Source organism: Methyloversatilis discipulorum, assembly GCF_000385375.1.
Lineage (GTDB): Bacteria > Pseudomonadota > Gammaproteobacteria > Burkholderiales > Rhodocyclaceae > Methyloversatilis > Methyloversatilis discipulorum_A.
On the sequence record NZ_ARVV01000001.1, the window covers coordinates 474,484 to 497,518 of the forward strand.

22 protein-coding genes and 1 other RNA gene are annotated in these 23,035 nt (G+C 66.3%); 14 read left to right on the plus strand and 9 right to left on the minus strand.

All coding sequences use genetic code 11. The features are described from left to right. The first annotated feature begins 60 nt into the window (after positions 1-60). Entirely contained in the window at positions 61-837 is a 777-nt protein-coding gene (locus tag METRZ18153_RS0102225) for a ferredoxin--NADP reductase (RefSeq protein WP_020163205.1), read from the plus strand. A gap of 71 nt (positions 838-908) precedes the next feature. Here the strand turns inward: METRZ18153_RS0102225 and METRZ18153_RS0102230 are convergent, their stop codons facing one another. After that, a complete protein-coding gene (locus METRZ18153_RS0102230) occupies positions 909-1,865 on the minus strand; it encodes a PEP-CTERM sorting domain-containing protein (protein WP_020163206.1) in 957 nt (318 codons plus the stop codon). 145 nt (positions 1,866-2,010) lie between these two features. Between METRZ18153_RS0102230 and METRZ18153_RS0102235 the strand changes: the two genes are divergently transcribed. Continuing rightward, positions 2,011-3,204 (plus strand): glycosyltransferase, encoded by a 1,194-nt coding sequence (locus METRZ18153_RS0102235; protein WP_029143492.1) that lies wholly within the window; start codon positions 2,011-2,013, stop codon positions 3,202-3,204. Positions 3,205-3,240: 36 nt separating this feature from the next. Continuing rightward, positions 3,241-4,320 carry a lipocalin-like domain-containing protein gene (locus tag METRZ18153_RS0102240; RefSeq protein ID WP_020163208.1) on the plus strand — a complete coding sequence of 360 codons (1,080 nt, stop codon included), beginning with the start codon at positions 3,241-3,243 and terminating at the stop codon, positions 4,318-4,320. A 7-nt stretch (positions 4,321-4,327) separates the two neighbouring features. On the opposite strand, the gene msbA is transcribed toward METRZ18153_RS0102240, so the two are convergent. Together msbA and METRZ18153_RS0102250 are read right to left on the minus strand one after the other, a co-directional pair. Continuing rightward, entirely contained in the window at positions 4,328-6,043 is a 1,716-nt protein-coding gene (gene msbA / locus METRZ18153_RS0102245) for a lipid A export permease/ATP-binding protein MsbA (RefSeq protein ID WP_020163209.1), read from the minus strand. 116 nt (positions 6,044-6,159) lie between these two features. Continuing rightward, positions 6,160-6,741, minus strand: coding sequence for a histidine phosphatase family protein (locus METRZ18153_RS0102250; RefSeq protein ID WP_020163210.1), 582 nt, complete (start codon positions 6,739-6,741; stop codon positions 6,160-6,162). 214 nt (positions 6,742-6,955) lie between these two features. Here METRZ18153_RS0102250 and METRZ18153_RS0102255 point away from each other — a divergent pair, with 214 nt between their 5' ends. Then, entirely contained in the window at positions 6,956-7,216 is a 261-nt protein-coding gene (locus METRZ18153_RS0102255; protein ID WP_020163211.1) for a hypothetical protein, read from the plus strand. Between the two features lie 49 nt (positions 7,217-7,265). On the opposite strand, the gene METRZ18153_RS0102260 is transcribed toward METRZ18153_RS0102255, so the two are convergent. Then, positions 7,266-7,832 carry a histidine phosphatase family protein gene (locus tag METRZ18153_RS0102260; protein ID WP_020163212.1) on the minus strand — a complete coding sequence of 189 codons (567 nt, stop codon included), beginning with the start codon at positions 7,830-7,832 and terminating at the stop codon, positions 7,266-7,268. Further along, entirely contained in the window at positions 7,829-8,365 is a 537-nt protein-coding gene (cobU, locus tag METRZ18153_RS0102265; protein ID WP_020163213.1) for a bifunctional adenosylcobinamide kinase/adenosylcobinamide-phosphate guanylyltransferase, read from the minus strand. The genes METRZ18153_RS0102260 and cobU overlap by 4 nt, the downstream gene beginning before the upstream one ends. Positions 8,366-8,468: 103 nt before the next feature. Between cobU and METRZ18153_RS0102270 the strand changes: the two genes are divergently transcribed. The 9 genes from METRZ18153_RS0102270 to METRZ18153_RS0102305 all read left to right on the plus strand — a co-directional run bounded on the left by METRZ18153_RS0102270 (position 8,469) and on the right by METRZ18153_RS0102305 (position 16,289). Next, positions 8,469-8,663: a hypothetical protein gene (locus METRZ18153_RS0102270; protein WP_008061278.1), complete on the plus strand. Its 195-nt coding sequence runs from the start codon at positions 8,469-8,471 to the stop codon at positions 8,661-8,663. Beyond that, entirely contained in the window at positions 8,660-8,965 is a 306-nt protein-coding gene (locus METRZ18153_RS0102275; RefSeq protein WP_019915533.1) for a cell division protein ZapA, read from the plus strand. Before METRZ18153_RS0102270 ends, METRZ18153_RS0102275 begins: the two co-directional genes overlap by 4 nt. A gap of 35 nt (positions 8,966-9,000) precedes the next feature. Further along, positions 9,001-9,183, plus strand: a non-coding RNA gene (ssrS, locus tag METRZ18153_RS20450) — 6S RNA. A 334-nt stretch (positions 9,184-9,517) separates the two neighbouring features. Beyond that, complete coding sequence (locus METRZ18153_RS0102280) at positions 9,518-11,044, plus strand: acyl--CoA ligase (protein WP_020163214.1); 1,527 nt, start codon at positions 9,518-9,520, stop codon at positions 11,042-11,044. Positions 11,045-11,093: 49 nt separating this feature from the next. Then, complete coding sequence (locus METRZ18153_RS0102285) at positions 11,094-12,098, plus strand: Bug family tripartite tricarboxylate transporter substrate binding protein (RefSeq protein WP_020163215.1); 1,005 nt, start codon at positions 11,094-11,096, stop codon at positions 12,096-12,098. 102 nt (positions 12,099-12,200) lie between these two features. After that, entirely contained in the window at positions 12,201-12,713 is a 513-nt protein-coding gene (locus tag METRZ18153_RS0102290) for a tripartite tricarboxylate transporter TctB family protein (protein ID WP_019915529.1), read from the plus strand. A gap of 26 nt (positions 12,714-12,739) precedes the next feature. Beyond that, positions 12,740-14,236 (plus strand): tripartite tricarboxylate transporter permease, encoded by a 1,497-nt coding sequence (locus METRZ18153_RS0102295; protein ID WP_020163217.1) that lies wholly within the window; start codon positions 12,740-12,742, stop codon positions 14,234-14,236. A gap of 97 nt (positions 14,237-14,333) precedes the next feature. Beyond that, on the plus strand, positions 14,334-15,338 hold the full coding sequence (locus METRZ18153_RS0102300) for a 2-dehydropantoate 2-reductase (protein WP_020163218.1): 1,005 nt from the start codon (positions 14,334-14,336) through the stop codon (positions 15,336-15,338). Positions 15,339-15,458: 120 nt separating this feature from the next. Continuing rightward, a complete protein-coding gene (locus METRZ18153_RS0102305; protein ID WP_029143494.1) occupies positions 15,459-16,289 on the plus strand; it encodes a sulfite exporter TauE/SafE family protein in 831 nt (276 codons plus the stop codon). A 9-nt stretch (positions 16,290-16,298) separates the two neighbouring features. Here the strand turns inward: METRZ18153_RS0102305 and METRZ18153_RS0102310 are convergent, their stop codons facing one another. Together METRZ18153_RS0102310 and mgtE are read right to left on the minus strand one after the other, a co-directional pair. Continuing rightward, entirely contained in the window at positions 16,299-16,814 is a 516-nt protein-coding gene (locus tag METRZ18153_RS0102310) for a hypothetical protein (RefSeq protein ID WP_020163220.1), read from the minus strand. Between the two features lie 10 nt (positions 16,815-16,824). Further along, positions 16,825-18,267 carry a magnesium transporter gene (mgtE, locus tag METRZ18153_RS0102315; protein ID WP_024300664.1) on the minus strand — a complete coding sequence of 481 codons (1,443 nt, stop codon included), beginning with the start codon at positions 18,265-18,267 and terminating at the stop codon, positions 16,825-16,827. Positions 18,268-18,419: 152 nt separating this feature from the next. On the opposite strand from mgtE, the gene METRZ18153_RS0102320 reads away from it, so the two are divergent. Then, a complete protein-coding gene (locus METRZ18153_RS0102320) occupies positions 18,420-20,435 on the plus strand; it encodes a ribonuclease catalytic domain-containing protein (RefSeq protein WP_020163221.1) in 2,016 nt (671 codons plus the stop codon). Positions 20,436-20,497: 62 nt separating this feature from the next. Here METRZ18153_RS0102320 and METRZ18153_RS0102325 read toward each other — a convergent pair whose 3' ends face one another. Then, positions 20,498-21,160 carry a PEP-CTERM sorting domain-containing protein gene (locus METRZ18153_RS0102325; RefSeq protein ID WP_020163222.1) on the minus strand — a complete coding sequence of 221 codons (663 nt, stop codon included), beginning with the start codon at positions 21,158-21,160 and terminating at the stop codon, positions 20,498-20,500. A gap of 145 nt (positions 21,161-21,305) precedes the next feature. Then, positions 21,306-23,003 carry a CorA family divalent cation transporter gene (locus METRZ18153_RS0102330; RefSeq protein ID WP_043363731.1) on the minus strand — a complete coding sequence of 566 codons (1,698 nt, stop codon included), beginning with the start codon at positions 23,001-23,003 and terminating at the stop codon, positions 21,306-21,308. Positions 23,004-23,035: the final 32 nt, after the last annotated feature.

A 23,035-nucleotide genomic window follows, 5' to 3' on the forward strand; every position in this document is an offset into this window, starting at 1 on the left:
TGAGTTATGGTGCGCTGCGGCGCTATAAATGCACCATCGCCTTTCAACCGGATTACTGCCATGGCCAGCGTCGCGCCCGAAAAAGTCCTCAGCGTCCATCACTGGAACGATTCGCTGTTCAGCTTCAAGACCACGCGCGACCCCGGTCTGCGCTTCCGCAACGGTCATTTCGTCATGATCGGTCTGGAAACCGGCGGCAAGCCGCTGCTGCGCGCCTACAGCATCGCCAGCGCCAATTACGAGGAACACCTGGAGTTCTTCAGCATCAAGGTGCCGGACGGCCCGCTCACGTCGAAGCTGCAGCACCTGCAGCCGGGCGATGAAATCCTGGTCGGCCGCAAGCCGACCGGCACGCTGGTGCTGGACGACCTGAAGCCGGGCCGGCACCTCTACCTGTTCGGCACCGGCACCGGTCTGGCGCCCTTCCTCAGCCTGATCCGCGATCCCGAAGCCTACGAGCGTTTCGACAAGGTGATCCTGTTCCATGGCGTACGCCACGTGAATGAACTGGCCTACCAGGACTACATCGAGAACGAGCTGCCGAACGACGAATTCCTCGGCGAGTTCGTGCGCGACAAGCTGCTGTACTACCCCAGCGTCACGCGCGAGCCCTACCGCAACCGCGGTCGCCTGACCGATCTCATCGTCAGCAACAAGATGACCGACGACCTCGGCCTGCCGCCGCTGAATCCGGAAACCGACCGCGCGATGATCTGCGGCAGCCCGAGCATGAACAAGGACACCGCCGACCTGCTCGACGCGCGCGGCTTCGTCATCTCTCCGGGGGTGGGCGAACCGGGTGATTACGTGATCGAGCGAGCCTTCGTCGAGCGCTGATCGCCTCCGGACGGCGGAAACAAAAAAGCACCGCATGCGGTGCTTTTTTGTTGTCGGTGCCGACGTGCGACTCAGTCGCGCTTCTTCCGTCGTCGTGCGACGCCGGCCGCGCCCGCGGCGAGTGCCAGCAAGGCGAGGCTGCCCGGCTCCGGCACGGCGCGCGTGGTGACACGCAGGCTGTTCGGGTCGGCGTTGACCGGATTCGCTTCGATCTCGAACGGGTCGCCGTAAAAGGCTGACGCATTGCCCTTGCTCTGCGTGCACACCGAGGTGCTCTGCAGCGCCGGGCCGTAGCCGCCATACCCACCGTAGCCGCCGTAACCTTCGTAACCACCGCCGCAATCGTAGGCATAGACGCCGACGTTGCTGGTGGCGCTGTCCGACAGCTCGGCCAGCACGTCGAGCGACTCGTTCGGGTCGAGCACGCCGAGGTCGATGGTGACGTAACGGCTTTCCCAGCCGTAATAGCCGTCGCTGCCGTCGTCGTTGCTGTTCAGGTCGGTGCCCGACTTGTCGTGCGTGATGACGCCGCCGTTGTTCTGGATGCTGGCCGACGAGTACCAGACCTGATTGCCATCGATCTTGATCGACGCCAGGTAATCGACGCTGAGGTATTCGTCCGCGTCGAGCGCGTAGTAGTTCGTTGCACTGATCGAGCCGCCGTAGATCTTGAAGGTCAGGCTGAAGTTCTGCGCCACGTTCGACGCGTTGGTGACGGTGGCGAGGATGCTGGCCATCGCGCTGGCGCTGCCGTTGTAGCCGTAGGCCGAGGAGGACACGGCATAGGCGCCGGTGGCGGACGAGAAGGCGTAGCCGTTGGCCGAGTTGTTGTCGCCCGACCAGATGTAGCTCGAACTGTTGCGGTACTCCGGCGTCACCCAATCGGAGGGTGTTGCAGTGCTGCCGTTGCTGCTGGCGGCGGACGAGGCGCCGAGAACCGGCAGTGCGTGGGCGAGCGGCACCTGACTGAACCAGGCGAACAGTGATACCGCGATCAGTGTCGGGCGCGAGGGCAGCGAGAAGTTCATTGTTTTCATCCTGTACGATTAAGGCGCTCGCCGCCTGTAACAAGATTTATGCCCATCTTCTTAGGTTAAACGGATCAATGACTTGCACGTCGTCTTCGCGCTCCGACAGGGCGTGGTGTAAAGCCCCTCGACAGGTGTGCGCGCGATGAGCCGTGTGCTGATGGCTTGGGAACTGGGCGCCAATATGGGCCACATCGACCGCATGCTGATCACCGCGCGCGCGCTGCGCGAACGCGGGCACGCGGTCACCTTCGCGCTGAAGGATCTCGCGCGCGCGCATGGCCGCATCGTCGCCGACGGTTTTCCGGTACTGCAGTCGCCGCTGTGGCTGCCGCGCATGGTCAACCCGCCGAAGCTGGTCAATTTCTCGGCCGTGCTGGCCGCTGCCGGATGGCTGGACCCGGGCGGACTGGCCGGGCTGCTGTCCGCCTGGCGCGGGCTGTTCGAACTGCACCGCCCGGATCTGCTGGTGTGCGATCACGCGCCGACCGCGATGCTGGCGATGCGCGGCCGCGGCACGCCGATCGCGGCGATCGGCAATTGCTTCGAGATTCCACCGCATCGCGACGTGTTTCCGGCGATGAACTACTGGGACAAGGGCGACGTTGCCCAGTGCGCACGCAGCGATGCGCTGCTGCTGGCGCCGGTGAACCAGGCGTTGGCGCTGCTCGATGACGGCGCACTGCCGCGCCTGACCGAACTGTTCGGCGGCGTGCGCTGCATCGCCGCCAGCCTGCCGGAGCTGGCCCACTACCCCGAATACGACGAGCGCGTGCGCATGGTCGGCCCGAGCTACGTCGGCGACAGCGGCGTGCCGCCGCAGTGGCCGGCGGGCGAGGGCGCGCGCGTGTTCGTCTACCTGTCGCCCGAACATGCGGATTTCAATGCGCTGATGGAGGCGCTGCGGCAGTCCGGCATGCGCACGCTGGTGCATGCCAAAGGGCTGTCGCCGGACGCCGCGCGACGGCTCGGTGGGCCGTCCATCCGTTTCGAATCTGCGCCGGTGCAGATGGACCCGGCCGTGCGCGCGGCAGATCTGGTCGTTTCGCACGCCAGCATCGGCACCGTCAGCGCTGCGGCGCTTGCCGGGTGCCCGCAACTGGTGCTGCCCAATCACATGGAGCAGTACATGGTGGCGCGTCGTATCGTCGATGGCGGCTTCGGTCTGGCCGTGCCGCCGGGCAGCAAGAACACCGATTACCGGGCACTGCTGCGTCGCCTGCTCGACGAACCGCGCTTCGCCGCGGCGGCGCGCGCGCTCGCACAGCGTCACGCCGGCGCCGACCCGACGAAGACCGGCGCCTGCATCGCCGACGAGCTCGAAGCGCTGCTGCGCTGAGCGGGAACCTCCTGCCGTGGGTGCGCTCTGCGCAACATGAATTCCGCGCTGCGCCGACTGCTGTTGCGCCTGCCGCTGCTGGCCGTGCTGCCGGCCCGCGCGGACGAGGCCGCCTACGATGCGGTGCTCCCCGCCACACCGCGCAGCCTGCCGCGGGACCACGGTGCGCACCCCGGTCACCGCATCGAGTGGTGGTACATCACCGGCTGGCTGGAGCGCGACGCCGCGGCGCCGATCGGCTTCCAGCTCACCTTTTTCCGCGTGCGCCAGCCGGCGCACGACGCCAACCCGAGCCGCTTCGCACCGCGCCAGCTGCTGTTCGCGCACGCCGCGGTGTCCGACCCGGCGCGTGGCCGCCTGCTGCACGCGCAGAAGATCGCGCGCGCCGGTTTCGGTCTGGCCGAGGCCTCGGCCGACGACCTCGACGTCCGCATCGACGACTGGCATCTGGCGCGCCAGCCTGCGCCTGAGCGCCTGCTCGCACACATCGCGGCGGACGATTTCGACTACACGCTGACCTTCGCGCCGACGCAGCCGGTGCTGTGGCAGGGCGAACAGGGGTTCAGCCGCAAGGGGCCCGATCCGGCGCACGCCAGTCATTACCTGAGCTGGCCACAGCTGGAGGTGAGCGGACGCCTGCGCATCGCGGCGACGACCAGCGCCGTGCGCGGTCGCGCCTGGCTCGATCACGAGTGGTCGAGCGCGCTGATGCCGGAGGGTGCGCAGGGCTGGGACTGGCTGGGCATCAATCTGGACGACGGCGGTGCACTGATGGCCTTCCGCATGCGCGACGCCGATGGCCATGCGCTATGGGCGGCAGCGACCGTGCGCGATGCGGCAGGTGATCGCCGCTACGCGCCGACCGAAGTCGGTTTCGCGGTGCGCCGCGTCTGGCGCAGCCCGCGCAGCGGTGGCGCCTATCCGGTCGAACTCGAAGTCAGCGTCGGCGGGCGGCGTTTCGTGGTGAAGCCGCTGTTCGACGACCAGGAGCTGGACAGCCGCGCCAGCAGCGGAGCGATCTACTGGGAAGGCGCGGTGACCGTGTTCGACGGCGCGCGCCGGGTCGGTCGCGGCTACCTCGAACTGACCGGCTATGCGTCCGCGCTGAAGATATGAGCCGGTCTTACTCGCCGCCGCCGAGCTGCGAGTTGTAGAGACCTGCGTACATGCCGCCCGCCGCCAGCAGGTCGGCATGCTTGCCGATTTCGGCGATGCGGCCGCGGTCCATCACGACGATGCGGTCGGCGCGTTCGATGGTGGACAGCCGGTGCGCGATCACCAGCGTCGTGCGGTTCTTCATCAGCACTTCGAGCGCGGCCTGCACCTGGCGTTCGGATTCGGTGTCCAGCGCCGAGGTGGCTTCGTCCAGGATCAGCACCGGAGCGTCCTTCAGCAGCGCGCGCGCGATCGCCAGCCGCTGGCGCTGGCCGCCCGACAGCTTGACGCCGTTCTCGCCGATCATGGTGTCGAAGCCTTCCGGCATCGCCTGGATGAAATCCAGTGCGTACGCGGCGCGCGCCGCCGCCTCGATGTCTGCGCGGTCGGTACCGCGCAGCGCGCCGTAGGCGATGTTGGCCGCCACCGTGTCGTTGAACAGTACGACGTCCTGGCTCACCAGCGCCATGTTGGCGCGCAGGCTGGCCAGCTTCACGTTCTGGATGTCGTGCCCGTCAAGCAGGATGCGGCCCGAAGTCGGCGTGTAGAAACGCGCCAGCAGATGCGCCAGCGTGGTCTTGCCGGAGCCCGAAGCGCCGACCAGCGCCACTGTCTCGCCCGGCGCGATCGACAGATCGAAGTGCTGCAGCACGCGCAGTTCGCGGCCCGGGTAGCCGAAGCCCAGCTGGTCGAAGTCGATGCGGCCGCGCGCACGTTCGAGTTCGACCGTGCCGCTGTCGCGTTCGGCCTGCTGGTCGATCAGCTGGAACACGCTTTCCGCCGCCGCCAGCCCGCGCTGCAGCGGCGCGTTCACGTCGGTCAGCCGCTTCAGCGGCGCCAGCAGCATCAGCATGGCGGTGACGAAGCCCATGAAGCCGCCGACCGTGGTGCGATTGGCCGCCGAGTCGGCCAGCGCGACTGCGATGACGATGCCCAATGCCACCGCGGTGAGCACCTGGGTCATCGGCGACACCAGCGAGGCGGCGACGATGTTGCGCATGTTCTGCCGGCGCTGCTTGCGGCAGGCGGCGTCGAAGCGGCCCATTTCGTAGTCCTGGCCGCCGAAGATCTTCACCACCTTGTGCGCCTCGATGGTTTCTTCCAGCGTGTGCGCGATGCTGCCCATCGCCGTCTGCGCGCCGCGCGCCGATTCGCGGATGCGACGCGAACTGAGTCGCACGATGAGCGCGATCAGCGGCAGCATGCCGAGCACGATCAGCGTGAGCTTCCAGTTCAGCCACAGCAGCCAGGCCAGCAGGCCGGCCACGGTGAGCGTGTCGCGCACGAACACGGTGATCACGTTGGTCGCCGCCTGCGTCACGCCCTGCACGTCGTAGGCGACCTTGGAAATCAGCGCGCCGGACGAGTTGTTGTCGAAGAAATCGGTCGGCAGCGCCAGCAGGCGGCCGAACATCGCGCGGCGCAGATCGAGCACCACATTGTTGGCGGCCCAGGCGAAGGCGTAGTCGGCGATGAAACCGAAGATGCCGCGGACCGCGAACAGCAGCACGATGGCCAACGGGTAGAACCACACCGCCTGCGGGTCCTGACCGCCGAAGCCGCCGTCGAGCAGCGACTTCATCAGCGCCGGAAAGACCGGTTCGGCCGCTGCCGTCAGCGCCATGCAGACGATGGAGACGGCGAAGGCGATCCAGTAGGGGCGCACGTAGCCGAGCAGACGCATATACAGCGCGCGGCTGGAAACCTGGGGTGAATTCATGGTGGGCGTCGGGCGGAGAAGCGCGGATTATCCTTGATCCGGCCGGGCTCTGTTCATCCGGGCTGCGCTGCGCGCAGGCTTCAGCGATTGAAGCTGCGCAGCTTGGGCCCGAGCGGGCCAATGGCCAGATGCGTGACGCGGCCGAACTCGAACTCCAGATTGAGCCAGCGGCTCGGGGGCAGGCCGAGCAGGGTGCCGGTCAGCGCGCGCATCGGCCCGTTGTGCGCGACCACGACCAGCGCACCCGTGCCGGCGCGGTGTGCTTCGAAAGCGTCCCAGACGCGCGTCGCCATATCCGCGTACAGCTCGCCGCCGGGCGCGCGGAAGTCGATCAACGTGCTGCCCCACACCTCGAAGCCTTCCGCCGGAATGTCGGCGAAGGGCTTCAGTTCCCAGTCGCCGAAATCAAGCTCGCGCAGCCGCGCGTCCAGATGCACCGTCGGCGATACCGCTTCGGCCAGCAGACGGGCCCGCGTCAGCGGGCTGCTGACCACGCGCGCGTCGGTTGGCAGCAGTGGCGCAAGCCGTGCGGCGCAGGCGGCGATGTCCTCGGCCACCGGCAGGTCGGCGGCGCCGTAGCACAGCGCCGGGTCGACGGCCGGCTTCGGGTGACGGACCAGATACAGGTCCAGTGGATCAGTCAGACGGAACAGTTCGTTCATCGTGTTGCATTCATGCAATGACAGCGGCGTGACGGCGCACTCGCCAGCCGGCACACCTGGAGCACTGTGTAACGTCGCGTATGCACTTTGATGCGCTGCAAAAAATTCTTACTTGATCTGAGGCAAACCACGGCAGACGTAGGGCTTGAAAGGTTTGTTGCGGTGCACTACATTGAACTCAACGACAGCTTTTTAACTTGCAAGGAGCATCACCATGAAAACCACTGCAATCCGCATCGCTCTCGCGACCACTCTTGCGATCGCCACGCTTGGCGCATCGGCGGCCACCGAAGCTTCGGTGTCGTCGGCCGCCGTCGGGCACCCCGAAGACTACAAGGTGTTCATCGACGCGCCCACCGGCTACGCTTTCGTGAAGACGCCGTCGCGCTGGGTGTTCACCCGCAAGGTGGACAGCGCCCGCGTCGCCGAATCGTCCGCCGAAAAGCGCGTCGAGAAGGCCGAAGCGACCCGCTGATCGAAGTTTCAGTGCCGCACCGGAAAAGCCACCCGCAAGGGTGGCTTTTTCATTTTGCGGTCTCGCTCCGGCGCCAGCCGCCGTCCGGGCCCGATTCCAGCTTGATGCACGCACCCTGCGGGCAGGCGATGTCCAGCCAGTCGTTCTGCGGCAGGCCGAGCAGCCGGCCCGCCATCACCCGGAGTGGTCCGCCATGCGCAACCACGACGAGGTCGCCCCCCGCCGATGCGCCCCATTCCTCCCAGGCGGCCCACGCGCGCGCCGCCATGTCCGCCGCCGATTCGCCGCCGGGGATGCGGAAGCCCCACACGTCGGCGGACCAGAGGTCGATGTCGGCGCGTGGCAGCGTGTCGTAGCGCCTCATTTCCCATTCGCCGAAATCCATCTCCTGCAGGCGGTGGTCGAAGGTCACCATGTCCGACAGCGCCCGCGCGAGTTCGGCGCAGCGGCGCAGCGGACTGCTCAGGATCGTTGCACCCAGCGGCAACTCGTCACGCAGCGTCGCCGCGGCAGCGGCAACCGGTGCGGCCAGCGCCACGTCGGAGCGCCCGTAACAGATGCCGCGTTCCACGGCGACCGGCGGATGCCGCACCAACCAGAGTCGGCGCGCGCTCACGGCCGCTTCAGCGCCAGCGGAAGCCCGGCGGTGACCAGCGTCACCCGCGGACAGAGGCGGGCCAGCGCCTGGTGCAGGCGGCCGGCCTCGTCGACGAACACGCGCGACAGCCGCCCCATCGGCACGACGCCGCTGCCGACCTCGTTCGATACCAGTGCGATCCGGCCGGGCAGCATCGGCAGTGTGTCGACCAGCGCCGCGCGTTCGCGCATAAACAGTCCGGGCAGCGGCGCGCCCGGCGCATCGTCCATATCCATCAGCAGGTTGGACAGCCAGAGTGTCAGGCAGTCGACGACGATGAAGCGATCCTCCGCGGCGGCTTCGCGCAGCGCGGCCGCCAGGTGCAGCGGTGCTTCGACGACCGGCCAGTGCGCCGGCCGGTTGGCCCGGTGACGTTCGATGCGCGCCGCCATCTCGCCGTCGCCAGCTTGCGCTGTAACCACCATGGTCACTGCCAGACCGCTTTCGGCGGCCTGTGCCTCGGCGTAGGCGCTCTTGCCGCTGCGGGCGCCGCCCAGAATCAGTTCGTGCACTGCGTATCGCTCCATTGCTTGCTGGCGGAGGATTGTAGGTCGGCCGCGCCGCAGGCGCTGTGCTGTCTTGACCGGCCCGGCGGCGCACACCTATAGTTCGCCGATGGATCATGACATCAACCAGCTCGGCGACCGGCTCGACATCCTGCTTGGTCGCTTCCGCGCGCTGCATGACGAAAACATCGTCCTGCGCAACCGCGTTGCGGCGCTCGAAGGCGAGAACAAGGTGCTCGGCGACAAGGTCGCCGCGGCGCGTGAAAAGGTGAGCGGTCTGCTCGAAAGGCTGCCTCAGGAATGAGCGAATCGAATCTCGTCGAAATCACCATACTCGGCCGCGAGTATCGGGTGCAGTGCCGCGAGGGCGAACGCGATGCGCTGAATGCATCGGTCGAACTGGTCGAGCGCCGCATGCGCGATCTTGCCGAGGCCACGCGCGCCTCCGGCGAGCGTCTCGCCGTCATGTGTGCGCTCAACCTGGCACACGAAATTTTTCAGATGCAGGCGACGGGCGGTGTTGATTTGGTGCCGCTGCGGCGTAGAATCAACGCCATGCAATCGCGCATCGACGAAGCGCTCTCCGCACAGGAAAAGCTCTTCTAGAGGCGGTTGCAGCAAGGTGAAAGACCTTGCGTATCAATCCCCTGCGGTGTTCGCCAAGGTCATAGATTCCTTGAACCAATGTCTCATTGGCATAAGGTCGCGAACCATGGACGCCGCTGTTGTGCGCACCTCTCGGGGATGCGCCTGATGCGGCAGGGACGCGGCCGCTCTGAACCCTCGGTTCAGGATGCCGGCCTAGCGACATGCGCGGGGGTCCCCTACAAAGCAGTACCGTAGAGTGTTGCAAGCCCGACGCCCACTACCCCGGGTACGGGCCGGTCACCAGAAGTGGCCTCCCTCCTCCGGCCGCGGCCATACCAGCCGCGGTCTTTGCTGTGTAACGCATCTGTTACACATTGCTCCGTCGTAGAGATCTGCTGCGTCAGCTTTGCTGTGCGCGGCTGTTTTGCGGCAGCGCGTCTTGAACACCCGTTCGATCTGGGAAAGACTCAGCTGCCGTTCGTCCCGTGTGTCCATACGACGCACGTGGCTCCGTCGCGGAAGCGGATGCACCCATCCATTCCTTTGTTTCCTGAGTTTTTCGGAGTTCGTATGTCCGGTATTTCCACGCTTGCCGAGCTGTTTTCCACCGGTGCCGATTCGGCAGTGGCGCTGTCCGCGCCCGCGCGCACCGATCTGAGCTTCGGCAATCTGCGCGCACTGATGACGCGCACCGTCGCACGTCTGAATGAACTGGGTGTGGGTCGCAACGACCGCGTCGCCATCGTCCTGCCGAATGGCCCGGACATGGCCAGCGCCTTCATCAGCATTGCTTCCGGTGCCACCGCCGCGCCGCTGAATCCGGGCTACCGCGCCGAGGAATTCGAGTTTTACCTGTCCGACCTGAATGCCAAGGCACTGGTCGTCGAGCGCGGCAGCGTGTCGCCGGCGATCGAGGTGGCGAAGAAGCTGGGCGTGCGCGTGATCGACCTGGTGGCGAACGAAGCCGCTGGCGATTTCAGCCTGGAGCCGCGAGAAGCCGCGGCCGTCGCCCCGGCCGCCAACGGCGGCGCCGCGCAGGCGGACGACGTCGCACTGGTGCTGCATACCTCGGGTACGACCTCGCGTCCGAAGATCGTTCCGCTGACCCAGCGCAACGTGTCCGCTTCGGCGCAGAACATCCGCGCCACGCTGGCCTTCACCGAAAAGGACCGCGGCCTGAACATCATGCCGCTGTTCCATATTCACGGCCTGATCGCCGGCATCATGGCGCCGCTGTCGGCCGGTGCTTCGGTGTTCTGCACGCCGGGCTTCGATGCCCTGAAGTTCTTCTCGCTGATGGATGAAGCGCACCCGACCTGGTACACGGCGGTGCCGACCATGCATCAGGCCATCCTGTCGCGCGCCTCGCGCAACAAGGAAATCATCGAACGCAACCCGCTGCGCTTCATGCGCTCGTCGTCGTCGTCGATCCCGCCGCAGGTCATCCGCGAACTGGAGGAAACCTTCGGCGCTCCGCTGATCGAGGCTTACGGCATGACCGAAGCGTCGCACCAGATGGCGTCCAACCCGCTGCCGCCGCGCGCCCGCAAGCCGGGTTCCGTCGGCCTGGCCGCCGGTCCGGAAGTCGAAATCATGGACGACGACGGCAACATCCTGCCGGCCGGCGAGATCGGCGAAATCGTCATCCGTGGTGCCAACGTCACCCCGGGTTACGAGAACAACGAAAAGGCCAACAAGGAAGGCTTCACCAACGGCTGGTTCCGCACCGGCGACCAGGGCAGCAAGGACGCCGAGGGCTATCTGTCGCTGACCGGCCGCCTGAAGGAAATCATCAACCGCGGCGGCGAGAAGATTTCGCCGCGCGAAGTCGACGAAGTGCTGATGGATCACCCCGCTGTGGCGCAGGTCGTCACCTTCGGCATCCCCCACCCCAAGCTGGGCGAGGAAGTGGGCGCCGTGGTCGTGCTGCGTGAAGGTCAGCAGGCCACCGACAAGGAAATCACCGCCTTCGCCGCGACGCGACTGGCCGACTTCAAGGTTCCGCGCAAGATCCTGTTCATGGATGAAATCCCGAAGGGTGCGACCGGCAAGCTGCAACGCATCGGTCTCGCCCAGAAGCTGGGTCTGGGTGGCTGAGCCATCCCCTTCCGCGCACTACCGCATCAACAATAAAGGAGACTTGCACATGACCAAACTCGGAAAGTGGGCCGGCCGCGCCCTCGTGACCGCCATCGCGACCATCGGTCTGACCGGTGCCGCGAATGCCTGGGAACCGACCAAGCCGGTCGAGTTCGTCGTGCCGGCCGGTACCGGTGGCGGTGCCGACCAGATGGCCCGTTTCATCCAGGGCGTCGTGGCCAAGAACAAGCTGATGGCCCAGCCGCTGGTCGTCGTCAACAAGTCCGGCGGTGCCGGCGCGGAAGGTTTCCTCGAAGTGAAGGGCGCCAAGGGCGACCCGCACAAGATCATCATCACCCTGTCGAACCTGTTCACCACGCCGCTGGCGACCGGTGTCCCGTTCAACTGGCGTGACCTGACCCCGGGCGCGATGCTGGCGCTCGACCAGTTCGTGCTGTGGGTGAACGCCGATGCGCCGTACAAGACGGCCAAGGAATACATCGACGACATCAAGGCCAAGCCGGCCAACACCTTCAAGATGGCCGGTACCGGGTCGAAGCAGGAAGACCAGATCATCACCGCGATGATCGACAAGGCGACCGGCAAGAAGATGACCTACGTGCCGTTCAAGGGCGGTGGCGACGTGGCGGTGCAACTGGTCGGCGGTCACGTCAATTCGACGGTGAACAACCCGATCGAGGCGGAAGCCCACTGGCGTGGCGGCAAGCTGCGTCCGCTGTGCATCATGGACAGTGAAAAGCTGCCGTACAACGAGAAGGTGACCGCGACCCAGGCCTGGGGCGACATCCCGACCTGCAAGAGCGCCGGCGTACCGATCGAGTACCTGATGCTGCGCGGCGTGTTCCTGGCGCCGGGCGTCACGCAGGAACAGGTCGACTTCTACGTCAATCTGTTCAAGAAGGTGCGCGAGACGCCGGAGTGGGCCGACTTCATGAAGAAGGGCGCGTTCAAGCAGACCTTCATGAGCGGCAAGGAATTTGCCGACTGGGTCGGCAAGTCGGAAGCGATGCACTACGGCCTGATGAAGGACGCAGGCTTCCTGGCCAAGTAATCAGCCTGTAGCAGTGTGCGAATACGGGCGGGTCATCCCGCCCGTATTCGTTTCGATGTGCCGCGAAGATGTTCACTTCCTGTTTTTAGTTTCTGGAGATTCATGATGGAGCGATCCGAGGACGCCGCTGAAGCCGGCATGTCCAACCGCTGGCCGGAAATCCTGGTCGCGCTCTTCCTGTTCGCCATCGGCATCATCGTGGTGAACGACAGCATCCGAGTCGGCATCGGCTGGGAAGAGGGTGAGGGCCCGCGCGCCGGCTATTTCCCCTTCTACATCGGCTGCATCCTGCTCATATCCAGCGGCTGGATCCTGTTCGGCGCACTGACACGCTTCAAGAAGGCACAGCCGCAGTTCGCGTCCTGGGTCGAGCTGAAGTCGGTGATGCAGATGCTGGTGCCGCTCACCATCTACATCGTGGCTGTCGTCTATCTCGGCATCTACGTGTCGTCGCTGGTGCTGATCGCCTTCTTCATGAAGGTGCACGGCAAGTTCGGCCTCATTGCCACCACCCTGACCGCAGTCGGCGTGCCGCTCGCAGCCTTCATGCTGTTCGAGCGCTGGTTCCTCGTGCCGCTGCCCAAAGGTCCGATCGAGCTGATGCTCGGTTTCTGACATAACGCGAAATTCCCGAGACCGAGATGGAAGAACTCAACAACCTCATGCACGGGTTCAGCGTCGCGCTGACCCTGCCCAATCTGGGCTTCATGGTGCTCGGCATCACGCTGGGCATCCTGATCGGCGTGCTGCCGGGCCTGGGCGGTGCCAACGGCATCGCCATCCTGCTGCCGCTGACCTTTTCGATGGACCAGACCTCGGCCATCATCATGCTGTCCTGCATCTACTGGGGCGCGCTGTTCGGCGGGGCGATCACGTCGATCCTGTTCAACATTCCGGGCGAACCGTGGTCGGTGGCCACCACCTTCGACGGCTTCCCGCTGGCGCAGCAGGGTCGGGCGGGTGCCGCACTGACGGCGGCGTTCACGTCGTCCTTCGTTGGCGCCTTCTTCGCCGTGCTGCTGATCACCTTCCTCGCCCCGCTGGTGGCGAAGTTCGCGCTGAAGTTCGGGGCGGCGGAAATGTTCGCGGTGCAGATGCTCACCTTCTGCTCCTTCGTCGGCATGAGCAAGGAGCCACCCGCCAAGACGCTGGCCGTGATGGCGCTCGGCTTCGCGCTGGCGGCGGTCGGCATGGACACGGTGACCGGCACGCTGCGCATGACCTTCGGCACCACAGAGCTGCTGAAGGGCTTCGACTTCCTGATCGCGGTGATCGGTCTGTTCGGCATCGGCGAAATCCTGCTGACGATGGAAGAGGGCCTGGCCTTCAAGGGCAAGAGCGCGAAGATCCAGCTCAACGTCGTGCTGCAGACCTGGAAGGAACTGCTGCGCTACTGGAAGACCTCGATCCGCTCGGTGCTGGTGGGCTGCTGGATGGGCGTCACCCCGGGTGGCGCGACGCCGGCCTCCTTCATGGCCTACGGTCTGGCCCGTCGGGGAGCGAAGGACAAGGACTCGTTCGGCAAGGGCAATATCGAAGGCGTGGTGGCCCCGGAAACCGCGGCGCACGCCGCCGGTACCTCGGCGCTGCTGCCGATGCTGACGCTGGGCATTCCCGGTTCGCCGACCGCCGCCGTGCTGCTGGGCGGCCTGCTGATCTGGGGTCTGCAGCCCGGTCCGCTGCTGTTCACCGAGAAGCCGGACTTCGTCTGGGGCCTGATCGCGTCGATGTACCTCGGCAACATCGTCGGCCTGATCGTCGTGCTGACCACGGTGCCTTGGTGGGCGGCCATCCTGCGCATCCCGTTCTCGGTGATTGGCCCGGTCATCATCGTGATCTGCGCGATCGGTGCCTACACGGTGCACAGCTCCATCTTCGACGTGGTGATGATGCTGGTGTTCGGCGTGTTCGGTTACCTGTTCAAGAAGCTGCGTTACCCGCTCGCACCGCTGGTGCTTGCGCTGGTGCTCGGCGACATGGCCGAATCGAGCTTCCGCCAGTCCATGCTGCTGTCGCAGGGCAGTCTCGACATCTTCTGGGCCAACCCGCTGGTGGCCGGTCTGATGCTGCTGTCCTTCACCATGCTGCTGTGGCCCATCGTGCCGGCGCTGAAGCACTATCTGCGCGGCCGTGCGTGACATGAACTGATTCCGCCCGCCACACGACGGCGGGACGGAATGACGGCGGGCCGGTGCGCAAGCGCCGTCCCGCCGCGCCATTGAAGGAGATGAAAAGATGAAGATCGCAGTCGTTGGCGCAGGCGCCATCGGTGGTTACCTGGCGGTGAAGCTGTCGCGCGCCGGCAATGAAGTGACCTGCATCGCGCGCGGCCCCAACCTCGCCGCCATCCAGGCCAAGGGCATGTCGCTGATCCTGGAGGACGGCACGGTCGAAGACGCCCCGAACATCCGCGGCGTGCAGAAGATGGCCGACGCCGGCGTGCAGGACGTCATCCTGCTGACGCTGAAGGCGCATCAGGTGAAGGACGTGGCGGCCGACATGCGCGCGCTGTTCGGCCCCGACACGATGGTCGTGACCATGCAGAACGGCATCCCCTGGTGGTATTTCCACAAGCTGGGCGGCGACTACGAAGGCACGCCGGTCACCTCGGTCGATCCGGACGGCATCGTCGCCGCCAATATCGAGGTCGAGCGCGTGATCGGCTCGGTCGTCTATCCGGCGTCCGAGCTGGTCGAGCCGGGCGTGATCAAGCTGATCGAGGGCAACCGCTTCACGCTGGGCGAGCTCGACGGATCGCGTTCGCCGCGCATCGAGGCGCTGTCGCAGGCGATGATCGCCGCTGGCTTCAAGTCGCCGGTGTCGAAGGACATCCGCTCCGAAATGTGGGTGAAGCTGTGGGGCAACCTGAGCTTCAACCCGATTTCGGCGCTGACCCATGCCACGCTGGAAGACATCTGCCGCTTCCCGCTGACGCGCGAACTCGCTGCCAACATGATGCGCGAGGCGCAGGCGGTCGGCGAGAAGCTGGGCGTGGAATTCAAGATCGGTCTGGACAAGCGGATCGCCGGCGCCGAAGCGGTCGGTGCGCACAAGACCTCGATGCTGCAGGACGTCGAAGCCGGCCGTCCGCTGGAGTTCGAGGCGCTGGTTGGCTCGGTGCGCGAACTGGGCCGCATCACCGGTATCCCGACGCCCAACATCGACGCGGTCTACGCGCTGGTGTCGCTGCTGGCGCGCACCTTGTCGGACAAGAAGGGCAAGCTGGCCATCGCTGGCTGATCGTCGCAGACTGTACGACACAGCCGGGGCGCCTTCGGGCGCCCCGTTTTGTTTTTGCGCCACGCCACTTTTGCGGCAACGGCGCGTGCTGTGTTCAGATAGCGCCTTTTGCGCTGCACCATGATGCTGATACCGGACTTCTTCCCCAGCCTCGACTTCGTCCTCGCCTGTCTCGTGCTCGGTGCCGTTGCCGGCTTCTTCGCCGGCATGCTGGGCATCGGCGGCGGCACGCTGCTGGTGCCGATACTGGTGATGCTGTTCGAACAGCAGCAGGTGACGCCGGACCACATCCTGCATCTGGCGCTGGGCACCTCGATGGCGGCCATTGTCGTGTCCGCCTTCGTCAGCCTGCGCACCCATCACGCACACGGCGCCGTCGACTGGCCGGTAGTCCGGCTGATGACGGTGGGCGTGCTGCTCGGTACCGCGCTCGGCACCTTCATCGCGCGTCTCGTTTCTACGCAGACGCTGTCGGTGTTCTTTGCGGTATTCATCGCCTACATCGCGATCAACATGCTGGTCGGACTGAAGCCCAAGCCGTCGCGTCAGCTGCCGGGGCCGGCCGGCCTCATTGCGGTAGGGGGCGGCATCGGTACCATTTCCGCGCTGGTGGCGGTCGGCGGCGGTGCGATGACGGTGCCCTTCCTGACCTGGTGCAACCGCGACATCCGCAACGCCATCGGCACCTCTGCCGCGCTGGGCCTGCCGATCGCGCTCGGCGGCACGGTCGGCTACGTCGTCAATGGCTGGGGTGTGCAAGGCATGCCGGCTCAGGTGCTGGGCTATGTGCACCTGCCGGCGCTGGCCGCCATCCTATGCACCAGCGTGTTCACCACGCCCTGGGGTGCGCGCGCCGCTCACCGTCTGCCGGCCACCTTGCTCAAGCGCGTGTTCGCGACGCTGCTGGTCGTGCTGTGCGCGCGCATGCTGTGGAAGCTGTGGGCGGCCTGAGCCGCCGCTTCACGGACGGTGCCGTGCCGCGGTCAGCCGTTCGACCGCAGTCTGCTGATCGCCTGCGCGCGCCTCCGCGCTCATCGCGGTAAAGCTCACCGTCAGTTCGCCGACGCGCAGCATGCCCTGGCGCAGCCGGGTATAGGGTTCCGGCGTGATGCTGCCGCCGGCGTCGAAATAGAAGCCGGTCGCCGTCTCCTGCAGCGGCGCCGCCGCCGCGCCGACCGTTTCGGCGGTGCGGCGGACGCGGGCGCGGATTTCGTCCGGCGTGGCCGGTGGTTTGCGGTCGGCGGCCTTCCACACCGCGGTCACCACCCACTGCGCCTGACCGTCCGGCGCGGCGACGGTCACCGTCGGCGGCATGCGCGCGTCGTGCCGGCTGATGTCCACCGCCCAGTCCTCGGGCACGTCGAATTCCAGCGTGCCGGCCTCGGCACAGGGCACGGTGATGATGCGGTCAGCCGCCTCGGCACAGGTGCCGGCCACCATCATTGCAAGGCCGAAGGCGAACAGGCGCAGCTGCATGGCAGGTCCTTCAGATCAGGAACAGGGTGGCCAGCCCGAGGAAGATGAAGAAGCCGCCGGAATCGGTCACCGCGGTGATCAGCACCGAAGAGCCCACCGCCGGGTCGCGCCCGTAGCGCGCCAGCAGCATCGGTACCGATACACCGACAAAGGCGGCGAGCAGAAGGTTCAGCGTCATCGCGCCGGTCATCACCATGCCCAGCGCCCACGAATCGTACAGCCACCAGGCGAGCAGGCCCAGCAGACCGCCCCAGACGATGCCGTTGATCAGCGACACGCCCATCTCCTTGCGATAGAGCCGGCGCGCCGCCTCCGGCTGCAGCTGACCGAGAGCGATCGCGCGCACGATCATCGTGATGGTCTGGTTGCCCGAATTGCCGCCGATGCCGGCGACGATGGGCATCAGCGCGGCCAGCGCCACCAGCTTCTCGATCGAGCCTTCGAAAGCGCCGATCACGCGCGAGGCGAAGAAGGCCGTGACCAGATTGATCGCGAGCCAGGCCCAACGGTTCTTCACCGAATCCATGATGGGCGCGAAGATGTCCTCCTCCTCGCGCAGACCGGCGTGCGCCAGCAGCTCCTCTTCCGACTGCTCGCGGATGAAGTCCATCACCTCGTTCACGGTGAGCCGGCCGATCAGCTGATCGTGGTGATCGACCACCGGCGCCGACACCAGGTCGTAGCGCTCGAAAGCCTGGGCGGCCGATTCGGCGCTGTCCGAGGCGCGCAGCACGAGCGGATGGTCGTGCATCACGCTGGCCACATCGACGTCGACGTCGTTCACCAGCAGCGTGTTCAGCGACAGCGAGCCGCGCAGCTTGTCGTCGCGGTCGATGACGAAGATCTGGTCGGTGTGGTCCGGCAGTTCGTCGAACAGGCGCAGGTAGCGCAGCACGACTTCCAGTGTCACGTCCTCGCGCACCGTGACCATGTCGAAATCCATCAGCGCGCCGACCGAATCCTCCGGGTAGGACATCGCCGCTCGCAGCTGTTCGCGCTCCTCGTGGTCGAGCGAGCTGAACACGTCCTGCATGACCTCGGTCGGGAGGTCGGGCGCGAGGTCGGCCAGTTCGTCGGCGTCGAGCTGTTCGACCGCGGCGACCAGCTCCTTCGGCTCCATCGCATCGATCAGCGTCTCGCGGACCGCGTCCGACACTTCGAGCAGGATTTCGCCGTCGCGCTCGGCGCGCACCAGGTCCCACACCAGCAGGCGGTCGTCCGGCGGCAGCGCTTCCAGTATGTAGGCGATGTCGGCCGGGTGCATCGCGTCGAGCTTCTTGGTCAGCTCGTTGTGATGCTGCTTGGCCACCAGCGTCTCGACCAGCTCGTGACGCGGCATCTCCTGCCGGTGCACCAGGCTTTCGACCCGCTTCTGACGGTCGAGCAGCGTCCTCACCTCTTGCAGGCGCTCTTGCATCGCGTCGTGGTGAAGGATTTCGTCGGCGTCGGCCACGTGCAGCACATCCGGGTCGGGCCTGCCGGGCGGCGGGCTGGCAGGCGATTGTAGCCGCCCCCGCTTACCGGCCCGAGGCTTTTTGCCGCGATGCGACAGCGGCTGCGCGCTTTCAACGATAATCACGGGCCGTATCCCTGCCGACCCGTTTCATGAATGTTCTTTTCGAAGAGGACGGCCACTTCCGCGCCGGCTCCGTGATGACCGACAGCGTGTCCTCGCTGCAGGTCGAACTGCCGAGCGGCAAGCGCTCAAAGGTGAAGGCGGCCAATGTGCTGCTGCGTTTCGCCAGCCCCGAGCCGTCCGCGCTGCTGGCGGCCGCCGAAACGCAGGCGGGCGATCTCGACGCGCCCTTTCTGTGGGAAGTGTGTGGCGACGACGAATTCGCCTTCGAGGAACTGGCCCGCGAATACCACGGCGCGGCACCGGACGCCGTGCAATCCACCGCCATCCTGCTGTGCCTGCACGCCGCCCCGATCTACTTCCATCGCAAGGGCCGCGGTCGCTTCCGCAAGGCGCCACCGGACATCCTGAAGGCCGCGCTCGCCGGCCTGGAAAAGAAGCGGCTGCAGCAGGAGCAGATCGAGCACTGGAGCGCCGAACTGCAGGCCGGGCGCACGCCGCCGGAGATTGCCGCCTGCGCGACGCAGATCCTGTACAAGCCGGACCGCAACCGCCTCGAAACCAAGGCGGTCGAAGCTGCCGCCGCGGCCGCCGGCCTGTCTGTGGTGGCGCTGATGGCGAAGGCCGGTGCCTTCGCCTCCAGCCACGACTATCACCTCGGCCGCTTCCTGTTCGAGTATTTCCCGAAGGGCACCGACTTCCCGACGCACGAAGTGCCGCCGGCCGGCGAACTGCCGGACGCCGGCGTGCGTGCCTTCTCGATCGACGACGCCACCACCACCGAAATCGACGATGCGTTCTCGGTGCGCCCGAAAGAGGGCGGCGGCTGGCGTATCGGCATCCACATCGCCGCGCCGTCGCTGGCGATTCAGCCCGGCAGTGCGCTGGCCGACATCGCGCGCAGCCGGCTGTCCACCGTCTATTTCCCCGGCCGCAAGATCACCATGCTGCCGGACGAGGCGGTCGACGCCTACACCCTGGCCGCCGGGCGCGACTGCCCGGCGCTGTCGCTCTACCTCGACGTCGAGAGCGACCTGCGCATCACCGCGAAGGAGACGCGCATCGACCGCGTCGCCGTCGTTGCCAACCTGCGTCATCACGAGATCGAGCCGCTGTTCAACGACGACACGCTGACAGCCGGCGAGCTGCCGGACTTCGAGTGGCGCGACGAACTGCTGCTGCTGTGGCGTCTGGCCGAAGTGCTCGAAGCCGGTCGCGGCAAGCCGTCGGCCAACGGCGGCCAGATGGATTTCAACTTCTACGTCGATTGGGAACAGACGACCGAGGACGGCGAGGGCCGCGTCGACATCCTGCGCCGTGCGCGCGGCAGCCCGCTGGACAAGCTGGTGGCCGAACTGATGATCGTCGCCAACAACACCTGGGGCGCCGACCTGCGCGACGCCGGCATTCCGGCGCTGTACCGCGCCCAGGGCGCCGGCAAGGTACGCATGACCACGGTGGCCGCACCGCACGAAGGTCTGGGCGTCGACTGCTACGCCTGGTCCACCTCGCCGCTGCGCCGCTACGTCGACCTGGTGAATCAGTGGCAGATGATCACGCTGCTGCGCGGCGAGCCGCCGGTGTTCCCGCCGAAGTCGGAAGCGCTGCTGTCGGCGCTGCGCGACTTCGAACTGGTCTATGCCGCCTACGCCGACTTCCAGCGTGCGATGGAGCGCTACTGGTGCCTGCGCTGGCTGCGCCAGCGGGCGGCGGCCGGCGACAGCTCGCCGCTGTCGGCCATCGTGCTGCGCGAGTCACTCATCCGTCTCGAGCAGATTCCGCTGGTACTGCGCTGCCCCAGCCTGCCGGCGCGCGATCCGCGTTCGCGGGTCGAGGTCGAGGTGGAGCACATCCATCTGCTCGACAACGACGCGCGCGCTCGCTGGGTCGGCGATCTGGCGGCGCTGACCGGCGCCGCCGCGGTGTCGGAGGAAGAGCTGGCGGAGGAAATCGCCGAAGCCGAGCTGCCGCCGGAGACGCCGCCCGCCGAAGCACCGGTGCCCGAACTGCCGGTGACCCCGCCGGAGAGCGGCGAGGCGGACTGAAGGTAGGCGCAGAAAACGAAAAAGCCGGCGCGAGCCGGCTTTTTCGTGGGTGAGCGCTTGGGTCAGCGCGCCATGCGGCGGCGGGCAGCCAGCGAGATCAGACCGAGGCCGGCCAGCATCAGCGTATAGGTTTCGGGTTCCGGCACCGGGGCTGCAACAAAGCCTACTTCCAGTCTGCCCTGACCGACGCTGGACACCACGGCATTCGCGCTGGCACTGAGCGTCAGTGTCAGGCCGGACACCACCAGCGACGAGAAGCTGCCGAGCGGTGCGCTGCCTCCCAGGCTGTAGTAGCCGCTGCGCGCCTGCGGGCCGCCGAGCTGTTCGGTACGGTCGAGAAGTTCGTAGAAGGGCAGCACCGGGCTGCCGTCGATGGCCATGGCGCCGGCCAGCCACGCGCCGCTCTCGCCATTGCCGATCTCGGTGTAGCCCAGGTTGCCGATGAAGCCGCTGAGGTCACCGCTCAACGTGTACCCGCTGTTGGCCGTGACGGTGAAGCTGGGCAGCGCGAACTCGATGGTGGCGTCGTTGGCGACCAGTGAAGTCGACAGTGTCCAGCCGAAGCCCAGACTTCCGCCGCTGCCGCCCGAGTTGAAGGAAATGCCGCCCAGTACCGTCGAGTTGTCGAAGGTGACCGAGTACTCGGTGAAATGTACGGTTTCGAGTGCGGCGGATGCCGGCAGTGCGAAGGCGCCCAGTGCTGCGGCGAAGACAAGAGCTTTCATTGCAATCCTCAGACGGTATCGAAAGACGTCATCGAATTGCAATAACCGTGCCGCACTGCCGTGCATGGCATCCAGCCGCCCTTTGTGCAGCGCGGCCCGCGGGTGACGACAGGCTGATGTAAGAAGGGCCGACAGTGCTGGGTGGTCAGCGCGGTGTGCCGACCGGCGGGTCGTAGCGGCGTCGCAGCGGCGGCGAACGCTTGCGCCAGATGCGTAGGAAGGCGCGCACCTTCTGCCGCGGCGTCAGCGTGTCATCCGACACCGCGTCGAAAAATTCCGACAGCGCGCTCGATTTCTTCAGTGTGTAGAAGGTGAGCACCAGCGTCGGAATCGCCACCACGACGACCGCCCCGATCTTGCCGAGCAGCGTGGTCGGCGGGCCGTCGAAAATGTTCATGCCGAGGAAGCCCGTGACGATGGTGCCGACCAGACCGAAGATGGTCACTACGGTCAGGCGGAGCAGCGTTTCGTTCTGGCGACGGCTGTCGTCCGCCTCCAGGTAGTTGTCCATGTCGAGTATTTCGGCGCGCAGCTCGTCGTACAGCGCGTCGTTGCCGAGGTTGCGCGTCCACATGTCGAACAGGTCCTTGGCCATCGATTGCTTAGACACCTCGCCGAACCAGTAGCGGTGGCTGAAGCGCAGAAAGATTTCCATGGTCTGGCGGATGCTGCGCTTGAAGCGGCGGCGTGAATCCGCCTCGTCGGCGTCGAGCAGGCTCACCGCTACGACCAGCCGATCCATCAGCATCAGCAGCGACGCACGGTGGAAGTGGGCGATCAGTCCGATCAGGAAGTACTGGTGGCGGAATTCGGCCAGCAGGCCGTTCTGCGGATCGGAATAGCCGCTCAGGCCGTGCATGCCCACCATCACCATCGACGGTCCGGTACAGATGACGCGCGTGCTCGCGTTTTCGCTGCGCCGCCCGGGCACCCAGAAGCGGTCGTAGCAGGACGTGCGTTCGAACTCCGACATCACCTCTTCCGAATAGGGCAGCGGCCGGCCGTCGTCCGGCTGCGTCGCCTGACCCAGCCGGACGAAGTCCTCGCGCGTCAGCGCGAACGGGTCGTCGAAGGACAGGAAAGTCATCTTCGGCTGGCGGTGATATTCGAGCTGGCGATAGCGGATGTCGCCGTCGGCTTCCGAGTGGTGCAGCACCATCGGGCTGAGCAGGTACTCCCAGTGCTTGCCGATGGCCGACGCGCGGTGTTCCCACACGTGGCGCAGATAGCGTTCGCGGTCGCCGTAGTCCGACTCGGCCAGCACCTCGCCGTCGCGCCCCAGCCACTGCACGCTGCGCATGCACTGCGCGGCGCGGCTGTCGTTGCTGTCGCCATTGGTCCACTTTGCCGGGAAGGCGCGGCCGAAACGGAACAGCAGTTCCTGCACGCGCGGCAGCGGCAGGTCGTCGGCATACACCTCCAGCACCAGCAGCACCACATCGACGTCATAGAAGAAGTAGAGGTCGATGTGCTGCACCGTCAGGTCCAGCGTGCTGCCGTCCTCGCAACCGAGGCGGACGGCGGCGATGTCATGTCTTCGGAATACGCGGATCGGCGATTCGCCATAGCCGCGCAGGGTCGCGCTGGAGCGCCCCTGGCCGTAGAGGAAGCGCTGCACATGCGGCAGGAAGGTGACGAATTCGCGGTAGTGGCGTTCGTGGAAGTCGGTCGGCGCGCCGGTGAATTCGTCGCGCTGTTCGCGCCAGGGGTTGTTCTCGGTGATCGCTGCCAGCGCTTCGGAATGCCGCTGCACCTGGTCGCCGGCGCGCATCGGCATCAGCCGCAGCGGCCACATCAGGATCTGGCGGAAATGACGGGCAACGGGTGGGGTGGATGCACTCATGACGATCGCGCCGGTTGCGGGTGGCCGAGTGT